Origin of the sequence: Nocardioides sp. Soil774, assembly GCF_001428125.1 — a bacterium.
In the GTDB taxonomy this organism is placed as follows: Bacteria; Actinomycetota; Actinomycetes; order Propionibacteriales; family Nocardioidaceae; genus Nocardioides.
In genome coordinates, this window is the sequence record NZ_LMSM01000009.1 from 155,777 (window position 1) to 174,981 (window position 19,205).

Consider the following 19,205-nt stretch of genomic DNA (forward strand, 5'->3'; position numbering starts at 1 on the left):
CCGGTCAGCTGGCCTTCTTGGCCACCGTCTTTTTGGTGGTGGTCTTCTTCGCCGCAGCCTTCTTGGCGGGGGCCTTCTTCGCCGCCGTCTTCTTCGCAGCCGACTTCTTGGCGGGCGTCTTCTTCGCCGCGGCCTTCTTGGCCGCCGGCTTCTCCTCGGCCTCGTCGGTGGCCTCGCCGCGGGCGGACTTCGCGGCCGCGACCGACTTCTGCAGCGCGGCCAGCAGGTCGACGACCTCGCCGGAGGTCTTCGTCGAGGTCTCGGTGCGCTTGATCTCGCCGCCCTCGATCTTCGACTTCACCAGCGCCTCGACGGCACCGGCGTAGTCGTCCTCGAGCTCGGAGGGGTCGAAGTCGCCGGCGAGGGTCTCGACGAGCATGTGCGCCATCTTGACCTCGCTGTCCTTGACGTCTCCGGTCTCGACGGAGAAGTCAGGGGTGCGGATCTCGTCGGGCCACATCATCGTCTGCAGCACGATGACGTCGTCCTTCACGCGCAGCACCGCGATGCTGGTGCGCTGTCGCAGCGCGACGGTCACCACGGCCATGCGGTCGGCGTCGAGCAGTGCCTGGCGCAGCAGGGCGTACGGCTTGGCGCCGGCGCCCTCGGGCTCGAGGTAGTAGGACTTCTCGAACAGCAGCGGGTCGATCTGCTCGCGCGGCACGAACTTCTCCACCGCGATCTCGCGCGACGACGTCGACGGCAGCTCGGCCATGTCGTCGTCGGTGAGGATCACCATCTCGCCGTCCTCGGTCTCGTAGCCCTTGGCGATGTCGGCGTAGGCCACCTCCTCCCCGTCGAGGGAGCAGACCCGCTGGTACTTGATGCGGCCGCCGTCCTTGGCGTGCACCTGGCGGAACGAGACGTCGTGGCTCTCGGTCGCGGCGTAGAGCTTCACCGGCACCGACACCAGGCCGAAGGACACTGCGCCCTTCCAGATCGCTCGCATGGGGTAAGCATGTCCCATGCGCCCCATGCTCGCCACCAAGGGAGACGTCGTCCCTGCCGGCGACGAGTGGTCCCACGAGGTGAAGTGGGACGGCGTGCGGATGCTCGCCGACGTGCGCGCAGGCGCGGGTCGCGCGCGGCTGACCACCCGCAACGACAACGACGCGACCATCGCGTGGCCCGAGGTGCACCCCGCCCCGATGGGTGGGCGCGACCTCCTCGTCGACGGCGAGATCATCGGCATCAACGACGCCGGCGTGCCCGACTTCGCGGTCATCCAGGAGCGCATGCACGTGCGGTCCGCGATCACCGCGGCGCGCTTGGCCACGAGCGTCCCGGCGACCTTCATGGTCTTCGACGTGATGCGCCTTGACGGCCGCGACCTGACGTCGCTGCCCCTGGCCGAGCGGCGCGAGGTCCTCGCCGGGCTCGACCTCGGCGGGTGGCAGGTGCCGCCGACGTACGACGACGGGCCGATGCTGCACGAGGCGACGCTGGCGCAGGGCCTCGAAGGCATCGTCTCCAAGCGGCTGACCTCGACCTACCAGCCCGGCGTGCGCAGCCGGGCGTGGCTGAAGTTCGCCCACCGGCACCGCTTCTCCTTCGTCGTCGGCGGCTGGCGTCCGCAGGAGGGCACCAAGGACCGGCTCGCATCGCTGCTGGTGGGCGAGCCCTCGCCCGACGGCCTGCACTTCCGCGGTCGCGTGGGCAGCGGCATCGGCGGTGCGGCCAGCCGGCTGCTCGCCGCGCAGCTCGCGGGGAGCGAGCGCGCTCACAGCCCGTTCGTCGACGACGTGCCGGCGGTCGACGCCCGCGGCACCACCTGGGTCGAGCCGTTCCTCGTCGTGGACGTCGACTCGCTCAACAAGATGCCGGTGACGCGGCTGCGCCAGCCGTCCTACCGCGGCATCCGCACCGACGTCGATGCCGCCGACCTCGTGGGAGGACAGCAGTGAGCGAGCTCCAGGTCGACGTCGACGGACGCACCCTGACGATCAGCAACCTCGACAAGGTGCTCTACCCCCGCACCGGCACCACCAAGGGCGAGGTGCTGCACTACTACGCGCAGGTGGCGCCGGTGCTCCTGCCGCACCTCGCCGACCGCGCCGTGACCCGCATCCGCTGGCCGCACGGGGTGGAGGGGGCGAGCTTCTTCGAGAAGAACGTGCCGGGCGGCACGCCGTCGTGGGTGCGCACGGTCGACGTGCCCACCACGGGCTCGCGCTCGGGCAAGGGTGACGGCACCATCCGCTTCCCGGTGTGCGACGACCTCGCCACGCTGACCTGGCTGGCCAACCTGGCCGCCCTCGAGCTGCACGTGCACCAGTGGACCGTCGAGCCCGACGGCACGCCGCGCCACCCCGACCGGCTCGTGATCGACCTCGACCCGGGCGAGCCCGCAGGGCTGCACGAGTGCGCGCGGGTGGCGCTGATGGTGCGCGAGGCGCTGGCCGAGCGCGACCTGGGCTGTACGCCGGTCACGAGCGGCAGCAAGGGCCTCCACCTCTACGCACGGATGGACGGCACCCTCGACAGCGACGGCACCACGGCGCTGGCCAGGGAGGTGGCGGAGGCACTGCAGAAGGAACACCCCGACCTGGTGACCGCGGCGATGACGAAGGCGAAGCGCCCGGGCAAGGTGTTCCTCGACTGGTCGCAGAACTCGGGGTCCAAGACCACCGTCTCGCCCTACTCCCTGCGCGGTCGCGAGCGACCCACCGCGGCGACCCCGTTGACGTGGGACGAGGTCGAGGCCGGGGCGGAGGACGACCTCGCGCTCGAGCAGTTCTCGATGGACGCGGTGCTGACCCGCGTGGCCGAGCACGGCGATCTTTTCGACGCTTGAACCGTCACACCCAGTTGCGCCCGTTTGTGCCCGAGTGGACCGGAAACCTTTCCCTGTCGTGACCGCTCTGAGGATTTCACGTGGATCGCCCCGCCACATGCTTTACCCATGTCCCGCATCCTCCTGGTCCCCGTCGCAGTCCTCTTGGCTGCCGGTGGCGTCGTGCTCGGCCCCGGCGAGCAGGCGCCCGCCCAGCCGCCCACGTCGGTGGTGTCGACGACCGGGCAGATGGGCGTTCACGTCACCAACCGCTGACCCTGCCTCTATGCTCGACCGCATGGTGCAGGACGTGCTGGTCGTGGAGGACGAGGAGGACATCGCCGTCCCCCTCATGCGCACCCTCGAGCGCGAGGGCTACGCGGTCAACCGCGTCGCGGGCGGAGCGGACGCCATCGCCTTCGCCGTCGACAACGGTCCGGCCGTGGTCATCCTCGACCTGGGGCTGCCCGACATGGACGGCCTCGACGTGTGCCGCCAGATGCGCGCCGGGGGCTTCGAGGGCGGGATCATCATGGTCACCGCCCGTGCCGGCGAGCTCGACCGCGTGGTCGGCCTCGACGTCGGTGCCGACGACTACCTCGCCAAGCCCTTCGGCCTCGCCGAGCTGCTCGCCCGCGTACGCGCGCTGCTGCGCCGCAGCGGTGCTCCGGCCACCCAGGACGACACCACCGTCACGACCGCGTCGGGGCTGCGCATCGACGCCGCCTCGCGCCGGGTGCACCTCAACGAGCGCGAGATCGCGCTGACCGCCAAGGAGTTCGACGTCCTGGCGGTGCTCGCGTCCAACCACGACAAGGTCGTGCCCCGCGAGACGCTGATGAACCAGGTGTGGGACCAGAACTGGTACGGCTCGACCAAGACCCTGGACGTCACCATCGGGCGCCTGCGCAGCAAGCTCGAGGCCGCCGAGGCCGGGGAGAAGGTCGTCGCCATCCGCGGCGTCGGCTTCCGCCTCGAGACCGGCAGCTGAACCCCTCTCTTTACCCCCGCCTACCCACGATGGGGGAACTGGCCCGCCTCGCCGGCCGATCACGCCCGGCGCCGTAGGACTCTCGCTCCGGACTCGTCGAGCCGGACAGGAGTGGGGCCATGCACACTGCGACAGAGGGACGTCCACTGCGGATGCGACCGGACCTGACCCGGTTGCTGGCCCGGACGGGCGCGATCCTCGCGGTCGTCGTCGGCGGCTCGTTGAGCGGGCTGCAGCCCGCCTCCGCCGCCGGCTCGCCCCCGGTCGCCTACGACGACTTCGCCACGACGACCGCGGGACAGCCGGTCGACATCGTGCTGTCCGGCTCGGACGCGGACGGTGAGCCTCTCACCTTCTCGATCGCCTCGCCGCCGACCAGCGGGACCCTCGGTGCGATCGGGTCGCCCACGTGCGACCTCTTCGGGTCTTGTGACGCCACGGTCACCTACACGCCGACCAACGTCCCCGGCGTCGCCAGCTTCACCTTCACCGTCAACGACGGCTCCCTGACGTCCGCGCCGGCCACCGTGGACATCACCGTCGACGCGCCCCCGCCGGGGAGCATCATCTCTGCCGGCCCGCTGACCAGGATCACCACGACCGCCACCCTCAACTGCGCGGTGAACCACTCCGGCGACCAGTCGGGAGAGTGGTTCGGCGGCACCGCGTGCGGCACTCTCGTGGCCGTGGGTGCCTCGCTCTACGGCCCGTCGGGCATCCCCGCTGGGGGTGGCGCGACCGGTGCGGCCGGCTACCAGGCCTTCACCCCCGTCAGCCAGGCCGGCCCCACCGGGGCGGGCACCCAGGCCTCGCCGTACGTCCTCACCACCGTGGTCGACCTCGGCACCAGCGGTGTGCGGCTGGCCCAGACCGACACCTACGTCGTGGGCCAGGAGAGCTATCGGACGGACCTCGCCCTCACCAGCAGGGACGGTGCCGCCCATAGTGCCATCGTCTACCGCGCCGGCGACTGCTACCTCCAGGACAGCGACCAGGGGCTGGGGCAGGTGTTCTCCGGCAACTCCCCGAACTGCAAGGCCGAGCCGGGCTCGCCGGACCCCAACCGGGTCGAGGGGTTCTTCCCGCTCACCGGTCCCAGCCACTACATGGAAGCGGGGTTCTCCGAGGTGTGGTCCGCCGTCGGTGCCAAGACCCAGCTGCCCGACACGTGCCGCTGCGCCGAGAACATCGACAACGGCATCGGCCTGAGCTGGGCGGCCGCCATCGCCGCCGCCGGCACGACGAACATCTCGAGCCTCACCAACTTCTCGCCGGTCGGCGCGGTGCCCGTGAGCTTCTCCAAGACCGCCGACCACCCGGACGTCGCTGCGGGCGCAGCCGACGGCTACACCGTGACGCTGACCAACCCAGGCGCTGTGCCGCAGACGCTGACCAGCATCACCGACACGCTGCCCGTGGGCTTCACCTACGTCGCGGGGTCGACCACCGGCGTCACGACCGCCGAGCCCACCGTGTCGGGTCGTGACGTGACCTGGACCGGCACCTTCACGGTCCCCGCCGCCACCGGCGGAACGCCCGGCACCCGCACGCTGCACTTCGGGGTGACGGCGTCGCAGACGCCCGGCACCTACACCAACTCCGTCACCGGGTCGGGGACCGGAGTGACCGTCCTCGGGGCGAACGGTGTCGCTCCCGTCACGGTGACGGGCGCCGACACGACCCCGCCGGACACCACGATCACGGCGGGGCCCAGTGGCACGACGAACGACAGCACGCCGACGTTCTCGTTCACCTCGACCGAGGCGGGTTCGACGTTCCAGTGCCGCGTCGACGGTGGCGCGTGGGTGAGCTGTACGTCGCCGTTCACGACCGCTGTGCTGGCTGATGGGTCGCACACGTTCGAGGTGCGGGCGACCGACGCGGCGGGCAACACGGATGCGACGCCGGCGAGCCGGACGTTCACCGTCGACACCAGCACGCCTCCCGACACGACGCCGCCGGACACCACGATCACGGCGGGACCGACGGGCACGACGAACGACAGCACGCCGACGTTCTCCTTCACCGCGACGGAGGCGGGTTCGACGTTCCAGTGCCGCATCGACGGTGGCGCCTGGGCGAGCTGCACGTCACCGTTCACGACCGCTGTGCTGGCCGATGGGTCGCACACGTTCGAGGTGCGGGCGACCGACGCGGCGGGCAACACCGACGCGACGCCGGCGAGCCGGTCGTTCACGGTCGACGCGACCGCGCCGGACACCACGATCACGGCGGGGCCGACCGGTACGACGAACGACTCGACGCCGACGTTCTCGTTCACCTCGACGGAGGCGGGCTCGACGTTCCAGTGCCGTGTCGACGGTGGTGCCTGGGTGAGCTGCACGTCGCCGTTCACGACCGCTGTGCTGGCTGACGGGTCCCACACGTTCGAGGTGCGGGCGACGGACGCTGCGGGCAACACCGACGCGACGCCGGCGAGCCGGGCGTTCACGGTCGACACGACCGCGCCGGACACCACGATCACGGCGGGGCCGACCGGTACGACGAACGACAGCACGCCGACGTTCTCCTTCACCGCGTCCGAGGCGGGCTCGACGTTCCAGTGCCGCATCGACGGTGGCGCTTGGGTGAGCTGCGCGTCGCCGTTCACGACCACAGCGCTGGCCGACGGGGCGCACACGTTCGAGGTGCGCGCCACGGACGCGGTGGGCAACACCGACCCGACGCCCGCCGCGCGCACCTTCACCGTGGCCACCGCAGCCCCGGTGCCGACCTGCTTCGGCAAGCCGGCCACCGTGGTCGGGACGGTCGGCAACGACGTGCTGACCGGCACCGGCGGCGCCGACGTGATCGTCGGGCTCGGTGGCAAGGACAAGATCAGCGGGGGCGGGGGCGACGACCTGATCTGCGGCGGTGACGGCGACGACGTCCTCCGCGGCGCCGGCGGCGACGACCACGTCGACGGCGGCACGGGCAACGACGACATCGGCGGCGGCGGTGGCGACGACGTGCTCCTCGGAGGCGACGGCGACGACCGGATCAAGGGCAACGGCGGTGACGACGAGATCGACGCCGGCGCCGGTGACGACCAGGTGCGCGGAGCGGCCGGCGACGACGACCTCGTGGGTGGCCCCGGTGACGACCGACTCTACGGTCAGGGCGGCAACGACCACCTGTCGGGCGGCCCCGGCCGGGACAAGCTGGACGGCGGGCCCGGCCGAGACCGCGGTGACGGTGGCGGGGGACAGGACGTGATCGTGCGCTGCGAGTCCTGAGGCGCCCGGCTCAGGCGCTGTGGGCGAGGGACAGCTCGCGTGCTGGTCGGCCGTGCACGGCTTCGCGGTGCTCAACGTCGAGGGGCCGCTGCGCGGGCTGCCGGCGGCCGAGCGCCAGCGTGCCCTCGAGGGTCTGCTGCTCAGCACCGACCGGGGCCTCGGGATCGGCCACGACTGGCCCGCGCTGACCGTCCCCTGAACGTCCAGGATCGGTTGTCCACAGTCTTTGCCTGACCCCTGTTTCCGGGTGCCTGCTGCTGGGTAGCGTCCCCATTGCACGATCTCGGGGAAGCAGGTGCGTCATGGCAGTGGACCGTCTGGCGGTCGATCGACCGCAGCAGGTGCGTACGCCCGCTCGCGACGACCTCCTGGAGCGCCTCGACGGCCAGGTGCGCGAGCGGGTGCGTCGCGCCGGCGTCGACCCGCAGCGCGAGGCCGCGGTGGTGCGGCGCATCGCCGAGGACGTCGTGCGCGACCACGACGAGCTCAGCCTCACCGGTGCGGTCGCGCCCATCGCCGACGACGGCGCGGTGGTCGGCGAGCTGGTGGCCCGGGTCTCCGGCTTCGGGCCGCTGCAGCCCTTCCTCGACGACCCCGAGGTGGAAGAGGTCTGGATCAACTCCCCGGAGCGGGTCTTCATCGCCCGGCGCGGCCGGCACGAGCTGACCAACCTGCGCCTCGACGCCGCCCAGGTGGCCGAGCTGGTCGAGCGGATGCTCAAGTCGAGCGGACGCCGCCTCGACATCAGCACCCCGTTCGTCGACGCCATGCTGCCCGAGGGGCACCGGCTCCACGTGGTGCTGGAGGGGATCACCCGCGGCTTCACAGCCGTCAACATCCGCAAGTTCCTGCTCCGCGCGCATCGCCTCACCGACCTGGTCGCGTTGGGGAGCCTGACCCCGCAGGCGGCAGCATTCCTCGAGGCCTCGGTGCGCGCGGGCATGAACATCCTCGTCGCCGGCGGCACGCAGGCCGGCAAGACCACCATGCTCAACTGCTTGGCAGCCGCGGTGCCGGGTGGCGAGCGTGTGGTGAGTGCCGAGGAGGTCTTCGAGCTGCGGTTCAGCCACCCCGATTGGGTCGCGATGCAGACCCGCCAGGCCGGGCTCGAGCAGACCGGGGCCATCGTCCTGCGCGACCTGGTCAAGGAGGCGCTGCGCATGCGCCCGAGCCGGATCCTCGTCGGCGAGGTGCGCGCCGCCGAGTGCCTCGACCTCCTGCTCGCGCTCAACTCCGGCCTTCCCGGCATGTGCACCCTTCACGCCAACAGCGCCCGTGAGGCCCTGGTGAAGATGTGCACGCTGCCTCTGCTGGCCGGTGACAACATCTCCGCGCGCTTCGTCGTGCCGACCGTCGCGAGCTCGGTCGACCTCGTGGTCCACCTCGGCCTCGGCGCCGACGGCGTACGACGAGTCAACGAGATCGTGTCGGTGCCTGGACGGGTGGAGGCCGACGTCATCGAGGTCGAGCCGATCTTCGTGCGCGTCGGGGGCGAGCTGCGCCGTACCAGCGGTGTCCCGGCGCACCCGGAACGCTACGAGCGCGTGGGCATCGACATCCACCAGCTGCTGGCGTCCGTCCCCACGGGTGCACGCTGATGGGCGCCTTGGTCGGGCTCGGCGTGGGCGTCGGCCTGCTGCTCGTCTGGTCGGCGTTCGCCCTGCCCCGCCAGCCGCGCACGCCCACGCCCACCTCGACCGCGCTCGGGCGCCTCCTCGGCCGCGCCGGGCTCTCCGATGTCACGCCGGCGAGCGTGCTGGTGGTGTGCGCGGTGCTCTTCGCCGTGGCGTTCGTCCTCGTGCAGGCGGTGTCGCGCACCGTCCCGGTGGCCGTCGTCTTCGCCACCATGGCGGCCTACGTGCCCGTCGCCGTGCTGCGCCAGCGCGCGGCCCGGCGCCTGCGCGACTTCGCCGAGGTGTGGCCCGAGGCCGTCGACAACCTCGCCAGCGCCGTGCGAGCCGGGCTGTCTCTGCCCGACGCCGTCGCCGCGCTCGGCACCACCGGGCCGGAGGCGCTGCGCGCCGACTTCGCCCGCTTCGCCCTCGACTACCAGGTCACCGGGCGCTTCGGCGAGTGCCTCGACCGGCTCAAGGACCGGCTGGCCGACCCGGTCGGGGATCGCGTCGTGGAGGGACTGCGCCTGGCCCGCGAGGTCGGCGGGGGTGACCTCGGGCGATTGCTGCGCAACCTCTCGGGCTTCCTGCGCGACGACGCCCGCACCCGCTCCGAGCTCGAGTCGCGACAGGCGTGGACGGTCAACGGCGCCCGCCTCGCCGTCGCCGCGCCCTGGATCGTGCTGCTGCTCATGTCCTTCCAGACCACCGCCATCCGGCGCTACGCCACCCCGGGCGGCGTCCTGGTGCTCGGCATCGGCCTGGGCGTCTGCGTGCTCGCCTACACCGCGATGATGCGGATCGGGCGGCTGTCGGTCGAGAAGCGGATCCTGTCGTGAGCACGGCGGTGTGGGGTGGCGCGCTCGGTGCCCTCGCCGGGCTCGGGCTGCTGCTGGTCGGCCTGCGCGTGAGCGTCCTCCGACGTCCCCAGCTGGGCGTGCGGGTCCTGCCCTACCTCCGCGACGTGCCCCGGCGCGACCATCCCGCGACCCTGCTCCCGCTCGCGTCGTCGCCGAGCTCCGCGGCAGCCGGGATCTTCGGGCCCGCCCTCCAGGCGGCGGCCGACGTCGTCGAGAGGGTGCTCGGCGGGAGCGCGTCGGTGCGCCGCCGGCTCCGGCGGGCGGGGCTCGACCGCACCGTGCAGGAGTTCCGCACCGAGCAGGTCGTGTGGGGCCTCGTCGGGTTCGCCGCCGCGGCGGCGGTCGCCCTGCTGCGCGCACTCGGCGGGGTCGGCGGCCTCGGCTCGACGGTGGTGTTCTGCGGGCTCGGGTTCGTGTGCGGCGTCTTCCTGCGGGACAACAGGCTGAGCACCCAGGTGAAGAGCCGCGAGCGACAGGTCCTGACCGAGTTCCCCACGGTGGCCGAGCTCCTCGCCCTGTCGGTGGCCGCGGGGGAGAGTCCGGTGGCCGCGCTCGACCGCGTCGTACGCCGCAGCCACGGCGCCCTGTCGGAGGACCTCGCCGACGTGCTGTCCCGGATCCGCACGGGCGAGCCGGTCGGCGTGGCCTTCGAGTCCCTCGCGGGGGCCACCGGCCTGCCGATCGTCGCCCGGTTCGCCACCGGCATCACCGTGGCGATGGAGCGCGGCACGCCGCTCGCCGACGTGCTGCACGCGCAGGCCGCGGACGTGCGGGAGGCCGGGCGCCGGCTGCTGATCGAGACCGCCGCGCGCAAGGAGATCGCGATGATGGCGCCGGTCGTCTTCCTCGTCCTCCCGGTCACCATCCTCTTCGCCTTCTACCCCGGCGTCCTGGGCCTCCGGCTCACCACGCCCTGACCACTGACCGACTGCTCGACCTCGCCCACCGGAAGGACACACCTCATGCACCAGTCGATCTCGGGACTGCTGTTCCACCTCGCGGCCCTGGCCGACCCGCTTCGCGCCCGTCCCCGCGACGACCGGGGCGACGTGCCGGGCTGGGTGATGGTCACGCTGATGACCGCCATCGTCGTCGCGGCGCTCACCCCCGTCGTCAGTGACGAGCTGATGGGCATGCTGCGGCGGGCGTTCGCGATGGTCGGCGGCTAGGTCCAGGTGGATCGTCGCTCGCCCGCCGGCGAGCGCGGATCGGCGGTCGTGGACTTCGTGCTCGTCCTGCTGGTCCTGCTCCCGCTCGTGCTGGGCATCCTCCAGCTCGCGCTCGTGCTGCACGTGCGCAACACCCTCGCCTCGGCCGCGGCAGAGGGGGCGCGGCACGCCGCGGTGGCCGGCTCGTCCGCCGGAGCGGGCGCCGCGAAGGTGCAGGAGCTGGTCGACGGCGCGCTGTCGACGGACTTCGCGCGCTCGGTGGTCGTCCGACCCGCCACCGTCGGCGGCGCCCCGGGCTTCGAGGCGGTCGTCGAGGCCGACGTCGCGGTCCTCGGCCTCGGCGGTCCCGGGATCCACGTCCGGGTCGAGGGGCACGCGGTCGCCGAGCAGGCAGCGGTCCAGCCGTGAGGCGCCGCGACGACACCGGCTTCGCACTCGTCGAGCTCAGCTGGCTCGCGATCATCCTGCTCGTCCCGCTCGTGTGGATCGTCATCTCGGTCTTCGAGGTGCAGCAGGGCGCCTTCGCGACGAGCGCCGCAGCGCGTGCGGCCGGACGGGCCTACGCCCTCGCGCCCGATGACCGCACCGGCGAGGAGCGGGCTCGGGCAGCGGTGGCGCAGGTGCTCGCCGACCAGGGGACCCCCGGACAGGAGGCCCGCGTCGAGATCACCTGCGAGTCGCCCGCGAGCAGCTGTCACGTCGGCACTGCGGTGATCACGGTGCGGGTGGACTCCGGCGTGGAGCTGCCGCTCTTCCCGACGATCCTGGGCGACGGCGCCGCGAGCTTCTCGGTCGACGCCTCGCACACCGTCCCCATCGGGCAGTACGTCGAGAGCGCGCCGGTCGACGACGAGGACCGTGCGCCATGACGCCGACCCGCGACGACCAGGGCCAGGTCACGCTGCTGATCATCGGGTTCGCCTCGATGCTGCTGATGGCCATCGTGGTCGTGATCGACGCGTCGGCGGCGTACCTCCAGCGCCAGGGGCTCGACAACCTCGCCGACGGCGCCGCGCTCTACGGCGCCGACCTCGGCTCGGCCGGCGTCTACGAGGAGGGCCTCGGTGAGGCCCGGCTCTCGCAGCAGGCGGCGGCGGTGCAGGCAGCAGTGCGCGACTACCTCGACCGGGCCGGTGCCGCACATACCTACCCGGGCATCGGCATCGCCGTGCGCGTGGACCCGGCCGGACGCTCGGTGACCGTGCGGCTCGAGGCGCCGCTCGACCTGCCGCTGTCGATCCCCGGCTCGCCGAGCGCCCCGAAGGTCGCGGCCAGCAGCACCGCGGCGGTGACGGTCGTCACCGCCCCCACCCCATGAGATGGTCCGTGAGGGGCCTACCGGCCGGTCGCCGGTAGCGTCGACCCATGACCGAGACCTGGCCCGGCACCGCCTACCCCTTGGGTGCCACCTTCGACGGCACCGGCACCAACTTCGCGCTCTTCAGCGAGGTCGCCGAGCGCGTCGAGCTGTGCCTGTTCGACCCCGACCCGGACAACGCCGGTTCGTTCATCGAGACCCGGCTCGAGGTCACCGAGGTCGACGCCTACGTCTGGCACTGCTACATCCCGACCGTGCAGCCGGGCCAGCGCTACGGCTACCGCGTCCACGGTCCGTGGGACCCGACCCAGGGCCTGCGCTGCAACCCCAGCAAGCTGCTGCTGGACCCCTACGCCAAGGCCACCGCCGGCGAGATCGACTGGGACCAGTCGCTGTTCTCCTACGACTTCGGCGACGAGGACAGCAAGAACGAGGACGACTCCGCCGCGCACATGACCCACGGCGTGGTCATCAACCCGTTCTTCGACTGGGAGGGCGACCGCCGCCTCTCGATCCCCTACAACGAGTCGTTCATCTACGAGGCGCACGTCAAGGGCCTCACCCAGCTGCACCCCGACGTGCCGGAGGAGCAGCGCGGGACCTACGCCGGTCTGGCGCACCCCTCGATCACCGCGCACCTGCAGAAGCTCGGCGTCACCGCGATCGAGCTGATGCCGGTGCACCAGTTCGTCCAGGACTCCACCCTGCTCGACCAGGGCCTGCGCAACTACTGGGGCTACAACACCCTCGGCTTCTTCGCACCCCACGCCGACTACGCCGCGAGCGGCCTGGGCCAGCAGGTGCAGGAGTTCAAGGCGATGGTCAAGGCCATGCACGCCGCCGGCATCGAGGTCATCCTCGACGTCGTCTACAACCACACCGCCGAGGGCAACCACCTCGGCCCCACGCTGAGCTTCAAGGGCATCGACAACGCGGCCTACTACCGCCTCGTCGAGGACGACCAGCGCTACTACATGGACTACACCGGCACCGGCAACACCCTCAACGTGCGCCACCCGCACTCGGTGCAGCTGATCATGGACTCGCTGCGCTACTGGGTGACCGAGATGCACGTCGACGGCTTCCGCTTCGACCTCGCGGCAACGCTGGCCCGCGAGTTCTACGACGTCGACAAGCTCTCCACCTTCTTCGAGATGGTGCAGCAGGACCCGGTGGTCAGCCAGGTCAAGCTGATCGCCGAGCCGTGGGACATCGGCCCCGGCGGCTACCAGGTCGGCGGCTTCCCGCCCCAGTGGACCGAGTGGAACGGCGCCTACCGCGACACCGTGCGCGACTTCTGGCGCGGCGAGCCCTCGCTGGGCGAGTTCGCCTCGCGCCTTGCCGGGTCGTCCGACCTCTACGAGCACTCCGGTCGCCGGCCCTTCGCGAGCATCAACTTCGTCACCGCCCACGACGGCTTCACCCTGCGCGACCTCGTGTCCTACAACGAGAAGCACAACGAGGCCAACGGCGAGGACAACAACGACGGCGAGAGCCACAACCGCTCCTGGAACCACGGCGTCGAGGGCGCGACCGAGGACCCGGAGGTGCTCGAGGCGCGCGCCCGCGAGCAGCGCAACTTCATCGCCACGCTCCTGCTGAGCCAGGGCGTGCCGATGCTGCTGCACGGCGACGAGCTGAGCCGCACCCAGGACGGCAACAACAATACCTACGCCCAGGACAGCGAGATCAGCTGGGTGCATTGGGACGACGCCGACAAGCCGCTCGTCGAGTTCACCGCCGCAGTGGCCAGGCTGCGCGCCGACCACCCCACCTTCCGCCGCAAGCGCTTCTTCGACGGCCGCGAGGTCCGCACCGGCGACGGCGAGCGGCTCAACGACATCGTCTGGCTCGCCCTCGACGGCCAGCCGATGGAGGACGGCGACTGGGAGGGCGCGAAGGCGATCGGGATGTACCTCAACGGCCACGGCATCGCCGGCAAGGACGCCCGCGGCGCCGCGATCACCGACGACCACTTCCTGCTCTACTTCAACGCCGACGGCCCCGCGCAGGTCACCCTGCCGCCCGGCGAGTACGCCGAGGCGTGGGACGTGGTGATCGACACCGGGGGAGACGCCGACGCGGAGGCGACGCTGGAGGCGGGCGGGTCCTTCGACCTGACCACCCACAGCCTCGTCGTGCTGCGGGAGCACTCCGAGCCCGAGGCGAGCCCCGACCACTCGGTCGCCGCATCGCTGGCCGCCCGCTCGGCGACGGACGCCTCGTGACCGCAGCCCAGCGGCGTACGCCCCACAGCACCTACCGGCTCCAGGTCAGCCCCGACTTCACGCTCCACGACGCCGCGCGGGTGCTGCCCTACCTGCGCGACCTCGGTGTGGACTGGGTCTACCTCTCGCCGCTGCTGGCCTCCGAGCCCGGCAGCACGCACGGCTACGACGTGGTCGCCTTCGACCACGTCGATCCCGAGCGCGGCGGCGCGGAGGGCCTCGCGGCGCTGTCCGCCGAGGCCCGCCGGCTGGGCCTGGGCGTGCTCGTCGACATCGTGCCCAACCACGTCGGTGTGGCCACGCCCTCGGAGGACCCGTGGTGGTGGGACGTGCTCAAGCTCGGGCGCGAGTCCGAGCACGCCAACGCCTTCGACGTCGACTGGGCGGCCGGTGACGGCCGCATCGTCATCCCGGTCATCGGCGACGACGACGAGGACGCGATCCGGGTCGTCGCCGCCAAGGGCGAAGTTCGCTACCACGACCAGCGCTTCCCGCTGGCTCCCGGCACGAGCACGCTCGAGGAGCAGCACTACGAGCTGGTCAACTGGCGTGCCGCCGACGAGGACCTCAACTACCGCCGGTTCTTCGCGGTCAACACCCTCGCCGCGGTGCGCGTCGAGGACCCCGAGGTCTTCGCCGAGACGCACGTGGAGATCAAGCGCTGGTTCGACGAGGGACTCGTCGACGGCCTGCGCGTCGACCACCCCGACGGCCTGCGCGACCCCAAGCGCTACCTCGACGACCTCGCCGCCCTCACCGGCGGCGCCTACGTGCTAGTGGAGAAGATCCTGGAGCCTGGCGAGGCGCTGCCCACCGACTGGGCCACCGCCGGCACCACCGGCTACGACGCGCTCGCCCACATCGACCGGGTGCTCACCGACCCGGCCGGCGAGGCACCGCTGACCGCGCTCGAGGACCGCCTGCGCGGCGCCTCGGTCGACTGGCACCGCACCGTGCACGACAACAAGCGCGCGGTCGCCGACGGCATCCTGCACTCGGAGGTCCTGCGGATCACCCGCGAGGTCGAGCGCGTGCTCAGCGTCCGCGAGGAGAGCGCCGACGAGGACGCCGTCGCCGACGCGATCGCCGAGCTGCTCGCCTGCTTCCCGGTCTACCGCTCCTACCTCCCCGAGGGCCGCGAGCACCTCGAGCAGGCCTTCGCCGCGGCGCGGGCCGAGCGCCCCGACCTCGCGACGACGTACGACGTGCTGGAGCCGGTGCTCCACGACGAGTGGAGCCAGCCGGCCCGCCGCTTCCAGCAGACCTCCGGCATGGTCATGGCCAAGGGTGTCGAGGACTGCTCGTTCTACCGCTGGTCGCGCCTGACCTCGCTCAACGAGGTGGGCGGCGACCCGTCGATCTTCGCGATCGGCGTCGACGACTTCCACGCGGCGATGACCGAGCGCCAGCGCGACTGGCCCGACGCGATGGTCACGCTGTCGACCCACGACACCAAACGCGGCGAGGACGTCCGCGCCCGCATCACCGTGCTCGCCGAGGAGCCGGGCCACTGGGAGCGCGCGCTCGACGAGCTGCTGCGACTCGCACCGGTGCCCGACCCCGGCTTCGGCTCGCTGCTGTGGCAGGCCGTGCTCGGCGCCTGGACGCCCGACCACCTCCCCGACCTGCGCGAGCGGCTCCACGGCTACGCCGAGAAGGCGATGCGCGAGGCCGGCGACCGCACCACGTGGACCGAGCCCGACGAGGCGTACGAGTCGGCCGTGCACGCGGCCGTCGACGCGGTCTTCGAGTCCGAGGACGTGCGGGCCGTGCTCGTCGACCTCGCCGCCCGCATCGACGCGCCGGCGCAGGCCAACTCGCTCGCGGCCAAGCTGCTCGCGATCACGATCCCCGGCGTGCCCGACGTCTACCAGGGCAGCGAGCTCTGGGAGACCTCCCTCGTCGACCCCGACAACCGCCGCCCGGTCGACTTCGACCACCGCGCCGCGGTGCTCGCCGGCACCGAGGAGGACGACGCCGCGACCAAGCTCCACGTCACCTGCACGGCGCTGACGCTGCGTCGCGAGCATCCGGAGCTCTTCACCTCCTACACGCCGGTCACGGCCACCGGCAGCGCAGCCGGGCACGTCGTGGCCTTCGACCGCGGAGGCGCCATCACCGTCGCGACCCGCCTGCCGGTCGGGCTCGCCGCCGCCGGCGGCTGGGACGACACCGCGCTGGAGCTGCCCGAGGGCCGCTGGCACGACGTGCTCACCGGTCTCGACACCGACGGCCGGCTCGCCGACCTGCTCGCGGTGCACCCGGTCGCCCTGCTGGTGAGGAAGGGCTGATGCGCGGCCCGTACGACGTCTGGGCGCCGCGACCCGAGCGGGTGCGGCTGCTGGCGGGTGGCGAGACCGTCGAGATGACCCGCGGCGACGACGGCTGGTGGAGCCCCGCCGCGCCGGTCGCCGACGACGGGCCCGTCGACTACGGCTACCTCGTCGACGACGACCCCGACCCGCGCCCCGACCCGCGCTCGCGCCGCCAGCCCGAGGGCGTGCACGGGCTCTCGCGCCGCGACACGACGGCGTACGAGTGGCGGGACGCCGCCTGGACCGGCCGCCAGCTGGCCGGGTCGGTGATCTACGAGCTGCACGTCGGCACGTTCACCCCCGACGGCACGCTGGACTCCGCGATCGAGCGGCTCGACCACCTCCTCGACATCGGCGTCGACCTCGTCGAGGTGATGCCGGTCAACTCCTTCAACGGCACCCACAACTGGGGCTACGACGGGGTCGCGTGGTTCGCCGTGCACGAGCAGTACGGCGGCCCCGACGCCTACAAGAGGTTCGTCGACGCGTGCCACGCCAAGGGCCTCGGCGTCGTGCAGGACGTCGTGCACAACCACCTCGGCCCCTCGGGCAACTACCTCCCGCTCTTCGGGCCCTACCTCAAGGCCGGGCGCAACACGTGGGGCGACCTGGTCAACCTCGACGGCGACGACTCCGCCGAGGTGCGCCGCTACATCCTCGACAACGTGCGGATGTGGTTCGACGAGTTCCACGTCGACGCGCTGCGCCTCGACGCGGTCCACGCGCTCAGCGACACCTCCGAGGTGCACCTGCTGGAGGAGATGGCCGTCGAGACCGCGGCCTTCTCCGCGCACGTACGCCGCCCGCTGACGCTGATCGCCGAGTCCGACCTCAACGACACCCGCCTGGTCACCCCACGCGAGGCCGGGGGCATGGGTCTCGACGCCCAGTGGAGCGACGACTTCCACCACGCCGTGCACGTCGCGCTCAGCGGCGAGACGGCCGGCTACTACGCCGACTTCGAGCCCCTCGAGGCGCTGGCCAAGGTGTGCGAGCGGGGCTTCTTCCACGACGGCACGTTCTCCTCCTTCCGTGGCCGTGACCACGGGCGTCCGGTCGACACCGCGCACATGCCCACCTGGCGGCTGGTGGTCGCCAACCAGAACCACGACCAGGTCGGCAACCGCGCCCGCGGCGACCGGCTCACCGAGCACCTCGACGACGACCAGCTCGCCTGCGCCGCGCTGCTGACGCTGGCCGGGCCCTTCACCCCGATGCTCTTCATGGGCGAGGAGTGGGCGGCCTCGTCGCCGTTCCAGTTCTTCACCTCCCACCCCGAGCCCGAGCTGGGCAAGGCCACGGCCGACGGCCGGATCGCGGAGTTCGAGAAGATGGGCTGGGACCCCGCCGAGGTGCCCGACCCCCAGGACCCCGCGACGTTCCACCGCTCCCGGCTCGACTGGGACGAGCTCACTAGGGGCCGGCACGCGGTCGTGCTCGACTGCTACCGCCGGCTCGCGCGGCTGCGTCGCGAGCTGCCACAGCTCACCGACCCGGCCTTCGGGTCCGTCTCGTGCGACGTGGACGGACGCGTCCTCACCATGCGACGCGGCGACCTGCTCGTGGTGGTCAACGCCGGAGACACCGCTGCGACCACCGAGGTGGGGCAGCGCGAGGTGCTGTTCGAGACCCCCACCGGGGTCGGGCTCGAGGGCACGACGCTGTCCCTCCCGCCGCACACCGGTGCCCTGCTGCGCTGACTCTCCCGGGAGGTGACGCCAGTCCTGCGCACGCGGGTCAAAGGACTCCTGACGTGGCCGCCCCGGACGGCAAGGGTGGAGGTGGAGCCCCACGACGAGGTGGAGCCCCGCCGAGATGAGGAGCACGTCATGAGAGGCATAGTTCGCGCCGCGGTCGCCGCGGTCGCGTCCCTGGGACTGGTGTCGATGGCACCGGTCGTCACCGCTGCATCGGCACCGGCACCGGAGGTCCACAAGTCGGCCGCCGCCTTCAAGGTCATCGCCGCCATCGACAAGACCGAGGTGGTCGCGGGCGAGGACATGGTCCGCATCACCGGCCGGGTCCGACCGAAGGCTGCCGGTCAGAAGGTCTTCCTGCAGCAGCGGCTGGACGGGACGACGCGCTGGAAGAAGTCGGGCACCGCGACGATCAAGCCGTCCGGCAGGTTCGTGCTCAAGGACGGGCCCAGCGCCAACCATGCCGGCGTCCGGTTCTATCGCGTCCTGAAGCCTGCGGCCGACGGCGTCAAGGCCGCCACCAGCCGTGAGCTCCAGCTCGACGTGTGGGCTTGGTACGACCTGACCAGCTGGCTCAGTGCAGGCGCCCACTCCGGGGTGCTCCTCGACTCCTACACCCAGTTCGGCGCCGAGGGCTACTCCAGCAGCCTCGTGCAGGAGACGGCGGGCACGCCCGGCTACGTCGAGTACACCCTGGGCAAGAAGGTCCGCAGCCTGCGCGGGACCTACGCGCTGACCGACGACTCCACGACCGGGGCGTCCGGCTCGGTCAAGGTCTCGGTGGACGGGACTGCCGTGGTGACCCATCCGCTGGTCACGGGGACCATCGTCAAGGACTACGTCCTCGACGTGACGAACGCCTTCCGCATCAGGTTCGACCTCGTCGGCTCGGCCACGCCCGCCGGCCGCTCCGCCGTGGGCGAACCGCAGGTGCTCGTGCTGCCGTGAGCCAGTGAGAAGTTGTCGGCGGGTCTTCTCGGACCCGCCGACAACTTTTCCCCGACG

General features: G+C 72.0%; 18 protein-coding genes. 17 read left to right on the forward strand and 1 reads right to left on the reverse strand.

Annotated features, from left to right (window positions below):
• Positions 1 to 4: 4 nt before the first annotated feature.
• Positions 5 to 949, reverse strand: coding sequence for a Ku protein (locus ASG76_RS14715; RefSeq protein WP_056604855.1), 945 nt, complete (start codon positions 947 to 949; stop codon positions 5 to 7).
• Positions 950 to 965: 16 nt separating this feature from the next.
• On the opposite strand from ASG76_RS14715, the gene ligD (ASG76_RS14720) reads away from it, so the two are divergent.
• The 17 genes from ligD (ASG76_RS14720) to ASG76_RS14795 all read left to right on the forward strand — a co-directional run bounded on the left by ligD (ASG76_RS14720) (position 966) and on the right by ASG76_RS14795 (position 19,148).
• Positions 966 to 1,904, forward strand: a complete 939-nt coding sequence (gene ligD / locus ASG76_RS14720; RefSeq protein ID WP_056604860.1) for a non-homologous end-joining DNA ligase — start codon at positions 966 to 968, stop codon at positions 1,902 to 1,904.
• The gene (gene ligD, locus ASG76_RS14725; RefSeq protein ID WP_056604865.1) at positions 1,901 to 2,794 is read left to right on the forward strand and encodes a non-homologous end-joining DNA ligase; all 894 of its coding nucleotides are present in this window, start codon (positions 1,901 to 1,903) and stop codon (positions 2,792 to 2,794) included. Before ligD (ASG76_RS14720) ends, ligD (ASG76_RS14725) begins: the two co-directional genes overlap by 4 nt.
• A 108-nt stretch (positions 2,795 to 2,902) precedes the next feature.
• Positions 2,903 to 3,049: a hypothetical protein gene (locus ASG76_RS19155; protein WP_157559135.1), complete on the forward strand. Its 147-nt coding sequence runs from the start codon at positions 2,903 to 2,905 to the stop codon at positions 3,047 to 3,049.
• Positions 3,050 to 3,074: 25 nt separating this feature from the next.
• Positions 3,075 to 3,764 carry a response regulator transcription factor gene (locus tag ASG76_RS14730; protein ID WP_200948209.1) on the forward strand — a complete coding sequence of 230 codons (690 nt, stop codon included), beginning with the start codon at positions 3,075 to 3,077 and terminating at the stop codon, positions 3,762 to 3,764.
• 119 nt (positions 3,765 to 3,883) lie between these two features.
• The gene (locus ASG76_RS14735; RefSeq protein WP_082587573.1) at positions 3,884 to 7,000 is read left to right on the forward strand and encodes an Ig-like domain-containing protein; all 3,117 of its coding nucleotides are present in this window, start codon (positions 3,884 to 3,886) and stop codon (positions 6,998 to 7,000) included.
• Between the two features lie 19 nt (positions 7,001 to 7,019).
• The gene (locus tag ASG76_RS14740) at positions 7,020 to 7,199 is read left to right on the forward strand and encodes a hypothetical protein (protein ID WP_056604871.1); all 180 of its coding nucleotides are present in this window, start codon (positions 7,020 to 7,022) and stop codon (positions 7,197 to 7,199) included.
• 103 nt (positions 7,200 to 7,302) lie between these two features.
• Complete coding sequence (locus ASG76_RS14745; protein WP_082587574.1) at positions 7,303 to 8,598, forward strand: CpaF family protein; 1,296 nt, start codon at positions 7,303 to 7,305, stop codon at positions 8,596 to 8,598.
• Complete coding sequence (locus ASG76_RS14750; protein ID WP_056604874.1) at positions 8,598 to 9,452, forward strand: type II secretion system F family protein; 855 nt, start codon at positions 8,598 to 8,600, stop codon at positions 9,450 to 9,452. Before ASG76_RS14745 ends, ASG76_RS14750 begins: the two co-directional genes overlap by 1 nt.
• Positions 9,449 to 10,390 carry a type II secretion system F family protein gene (locus tag ASG76_RS14755; protein WP_056604876.1) on the forward strand — a complete coding sequence of 314 codons (942 nt, stop codon included), beginning with the start codon at positions 9,449 to 9,451 and terminating at the stop codon, positions 10,388 to 10,390. Before ASG76_RS14750 ends, ASG76_RS14755 begins: the two co-directional genes overlap by 4 nt.
• Before the next feature lie 45 nt (positions 10,391 to 10,435).
• Complete coding sequence (locus ASG76_RS14760) at positions 10,436 to 10,642, forward strand: hypothetical protein (RefSeq protein WP_056604879.1); 207 nt, start codon at positions 10,436 to 10,438, stop codon at positions 10,640 to 10,642.
• A gap of 6 nt (positions 10,643 to 10,648) precedes the next feature.
• A complete protein-coding gene (locus ASG76_RS14765; RefSeq protein ID WP_056604880.1) occupies positions 10,649 to 11,050 on the forward strand; it encodes a TadE/TadG family type IV pilus assembly protein in 402 nt (133 codons plus the stop codon).
• Positions 11,047 to 11,511, forward strand: a complete 465-nt coding sequence (locus ASG76_RS14770; RefSeq protein ID WP_056604881.1) for a hypothetical protein — start codon at positions 11,047 to 11,049, stop codon at positions 11,509 to 11,511. The genes ASG76_RS14765 and ASG76_RS14770 overlap by 4 nt, the downstream gene beginning before the upstream one ends.
• Positions 11,508 to 11,960 (forward strand): Tad domain-containing protein, encoded by a 453-nt coding sequence (locus ASG76_RS14775; protein WP_056604882.1) that lies wholly within the window; start codon positions 11,508 to 11,510, stop codon positions 11,958 to 11,960. Before ASG76_RS14770 ends, ASG76_RS14775 begins: the two co-directional genes overlap by 4 nt.
• Before the next feature lie 47 nt (positions 11,961 to 12,007).
• Positions 12,008 to 14,188 carry a glycogen debranching protein GlgX gene (gene glgX, locus ASG76_RS14780; RefSeq protein ID WP_056604885.1) on the forward strand — a complete coding sequence of 727 codons (2,181 nt, stop codon included), beginning with the start codon at positions 12,008 to 12,010 and terminating at the stop codon, positions 14,186 to 14,188.
• A complete protein-coding gene (gene treY, locus ASG76_RS14785) occupies positions 14,185 to 16,479 on the forward strand; it encodes a malto-oligosyltrehalose synthase (RefSeq protein WP_056604887.1) in 2,295 nt (764 codons plus the stop codon). The genes glgX and treY overlap by 4 nt, the downstream gene beginning before the upstream one ends.
• The gene (treZ, locus tag ASG76_RS14790; protein ID WP_056604889.1) at positions 16,479 to 18,203 is read left to right on the forward strand and encodes a malto-oligosyltrehalose trehalohydrolase; all 1,725 of its coding nucleotides are present in this window, start codon (positions 16,479 to 16,481) and stop codon (positions 18,201 to 18,203) included. Before treY ends, treZ begins: the two co-directional genes overlap by 1 nt.
• A gap of 129 nt (positions 18,204 to 18,332) precedes the next feature.
• Positions 18,333 to 19,148, forward strand: coding sequence for a hypothetical protein (locus ASG76_RS14795; RefSeq protein ID WP_157559136.1), 816 nt, complete (start codon positions 18,333 to 18,335; stop codon positions 19,146 to 19,148).
• The last annotated feature ends 57 nt before the right edge of the window (positions 19,149 to 19,205 follow it).

Excerpts from the sequence above, each read along its gene's own strand:
- ASG76_RS14750 (WP_056604874.1), top strand. The coding sequence starts at position 8,598 with ATGGGCGCCTTGGTCGGGCTCGGCGTGGGCGTCGGCCTGCTGCTCGTC.
- glgX (WP_056604885.1), top strand. The coding sequence starts at position 12,008 with ATGACCGAGACCTGGCCCGGCACCGCCTACCCCTTGGGTGCCACCTTC.
- ASG76_RS14745 (WP_082587574.1), top strand. The coding sequence starts at position 7,303 with ATGGCAGTGGACCGTCTGGCGGTCGATCGACCGCAGCAGGTGCGTACG.
- ASG76_RS14775 (WP_056604882.1), top strand. The coding sequence starts at position 11,508 with ATGACGCCGACCCGCGACGACCAGGGCCAGGTCACGCTGCTGATCATC.
- ASG76_RS14795 (WP_157559136.1), top strand. The coding sequence starts at position 18,333 with ATGAGAGGCATAGTTCGCGCCGCGGTCGCCGCGGTCGCGTCCCTGGGA.
- ASG76_RS14715 (WP_056604855.1), bottom strand. The coding sequence starts at position 949 with ATGCGAGCGATCTGGAAGGGCGCAGTGTCCTTCGGCCTGGTGTCGGTG.
- ASG76_RS14735 (WP_082587573.1), top strand. The coding sequence starts at position 3,884 with ATGCACACTGCGACAGAGGGACGTCCACTGCGGATGCGACCGGACCTG.
- ASG76_RS14760 (WP_056604879.1), top strand. The coding sequence starts at position 10,436 with ATGCACCAGTCGATCTCGGGACTGCTGTTCCACCTCGCGGCCCTGGCC.
- ASG76_RS19155 (WP_157559135.1), top strand. The coding sequence starts at position 2,903 with ATGTCCCGCATCCTCCTGGTCCCCGTCGCAGTCCTCTTGGCTGCCGGT.
- ligD (WP_056604860.1), top strand. The coding sequence starts at position 966 with ATGCGCCCCATGCTCGCCACCAAGGGAGACGTCGTCCCTGCCGGCGAC.
- treZ (WP_056604889.1), top strand. The coding sequence starts at position 16,479 with ATGCGCGGCCCGTACGACGTCTGGGCGCCGCGACCCGAGCGGGTGCGG.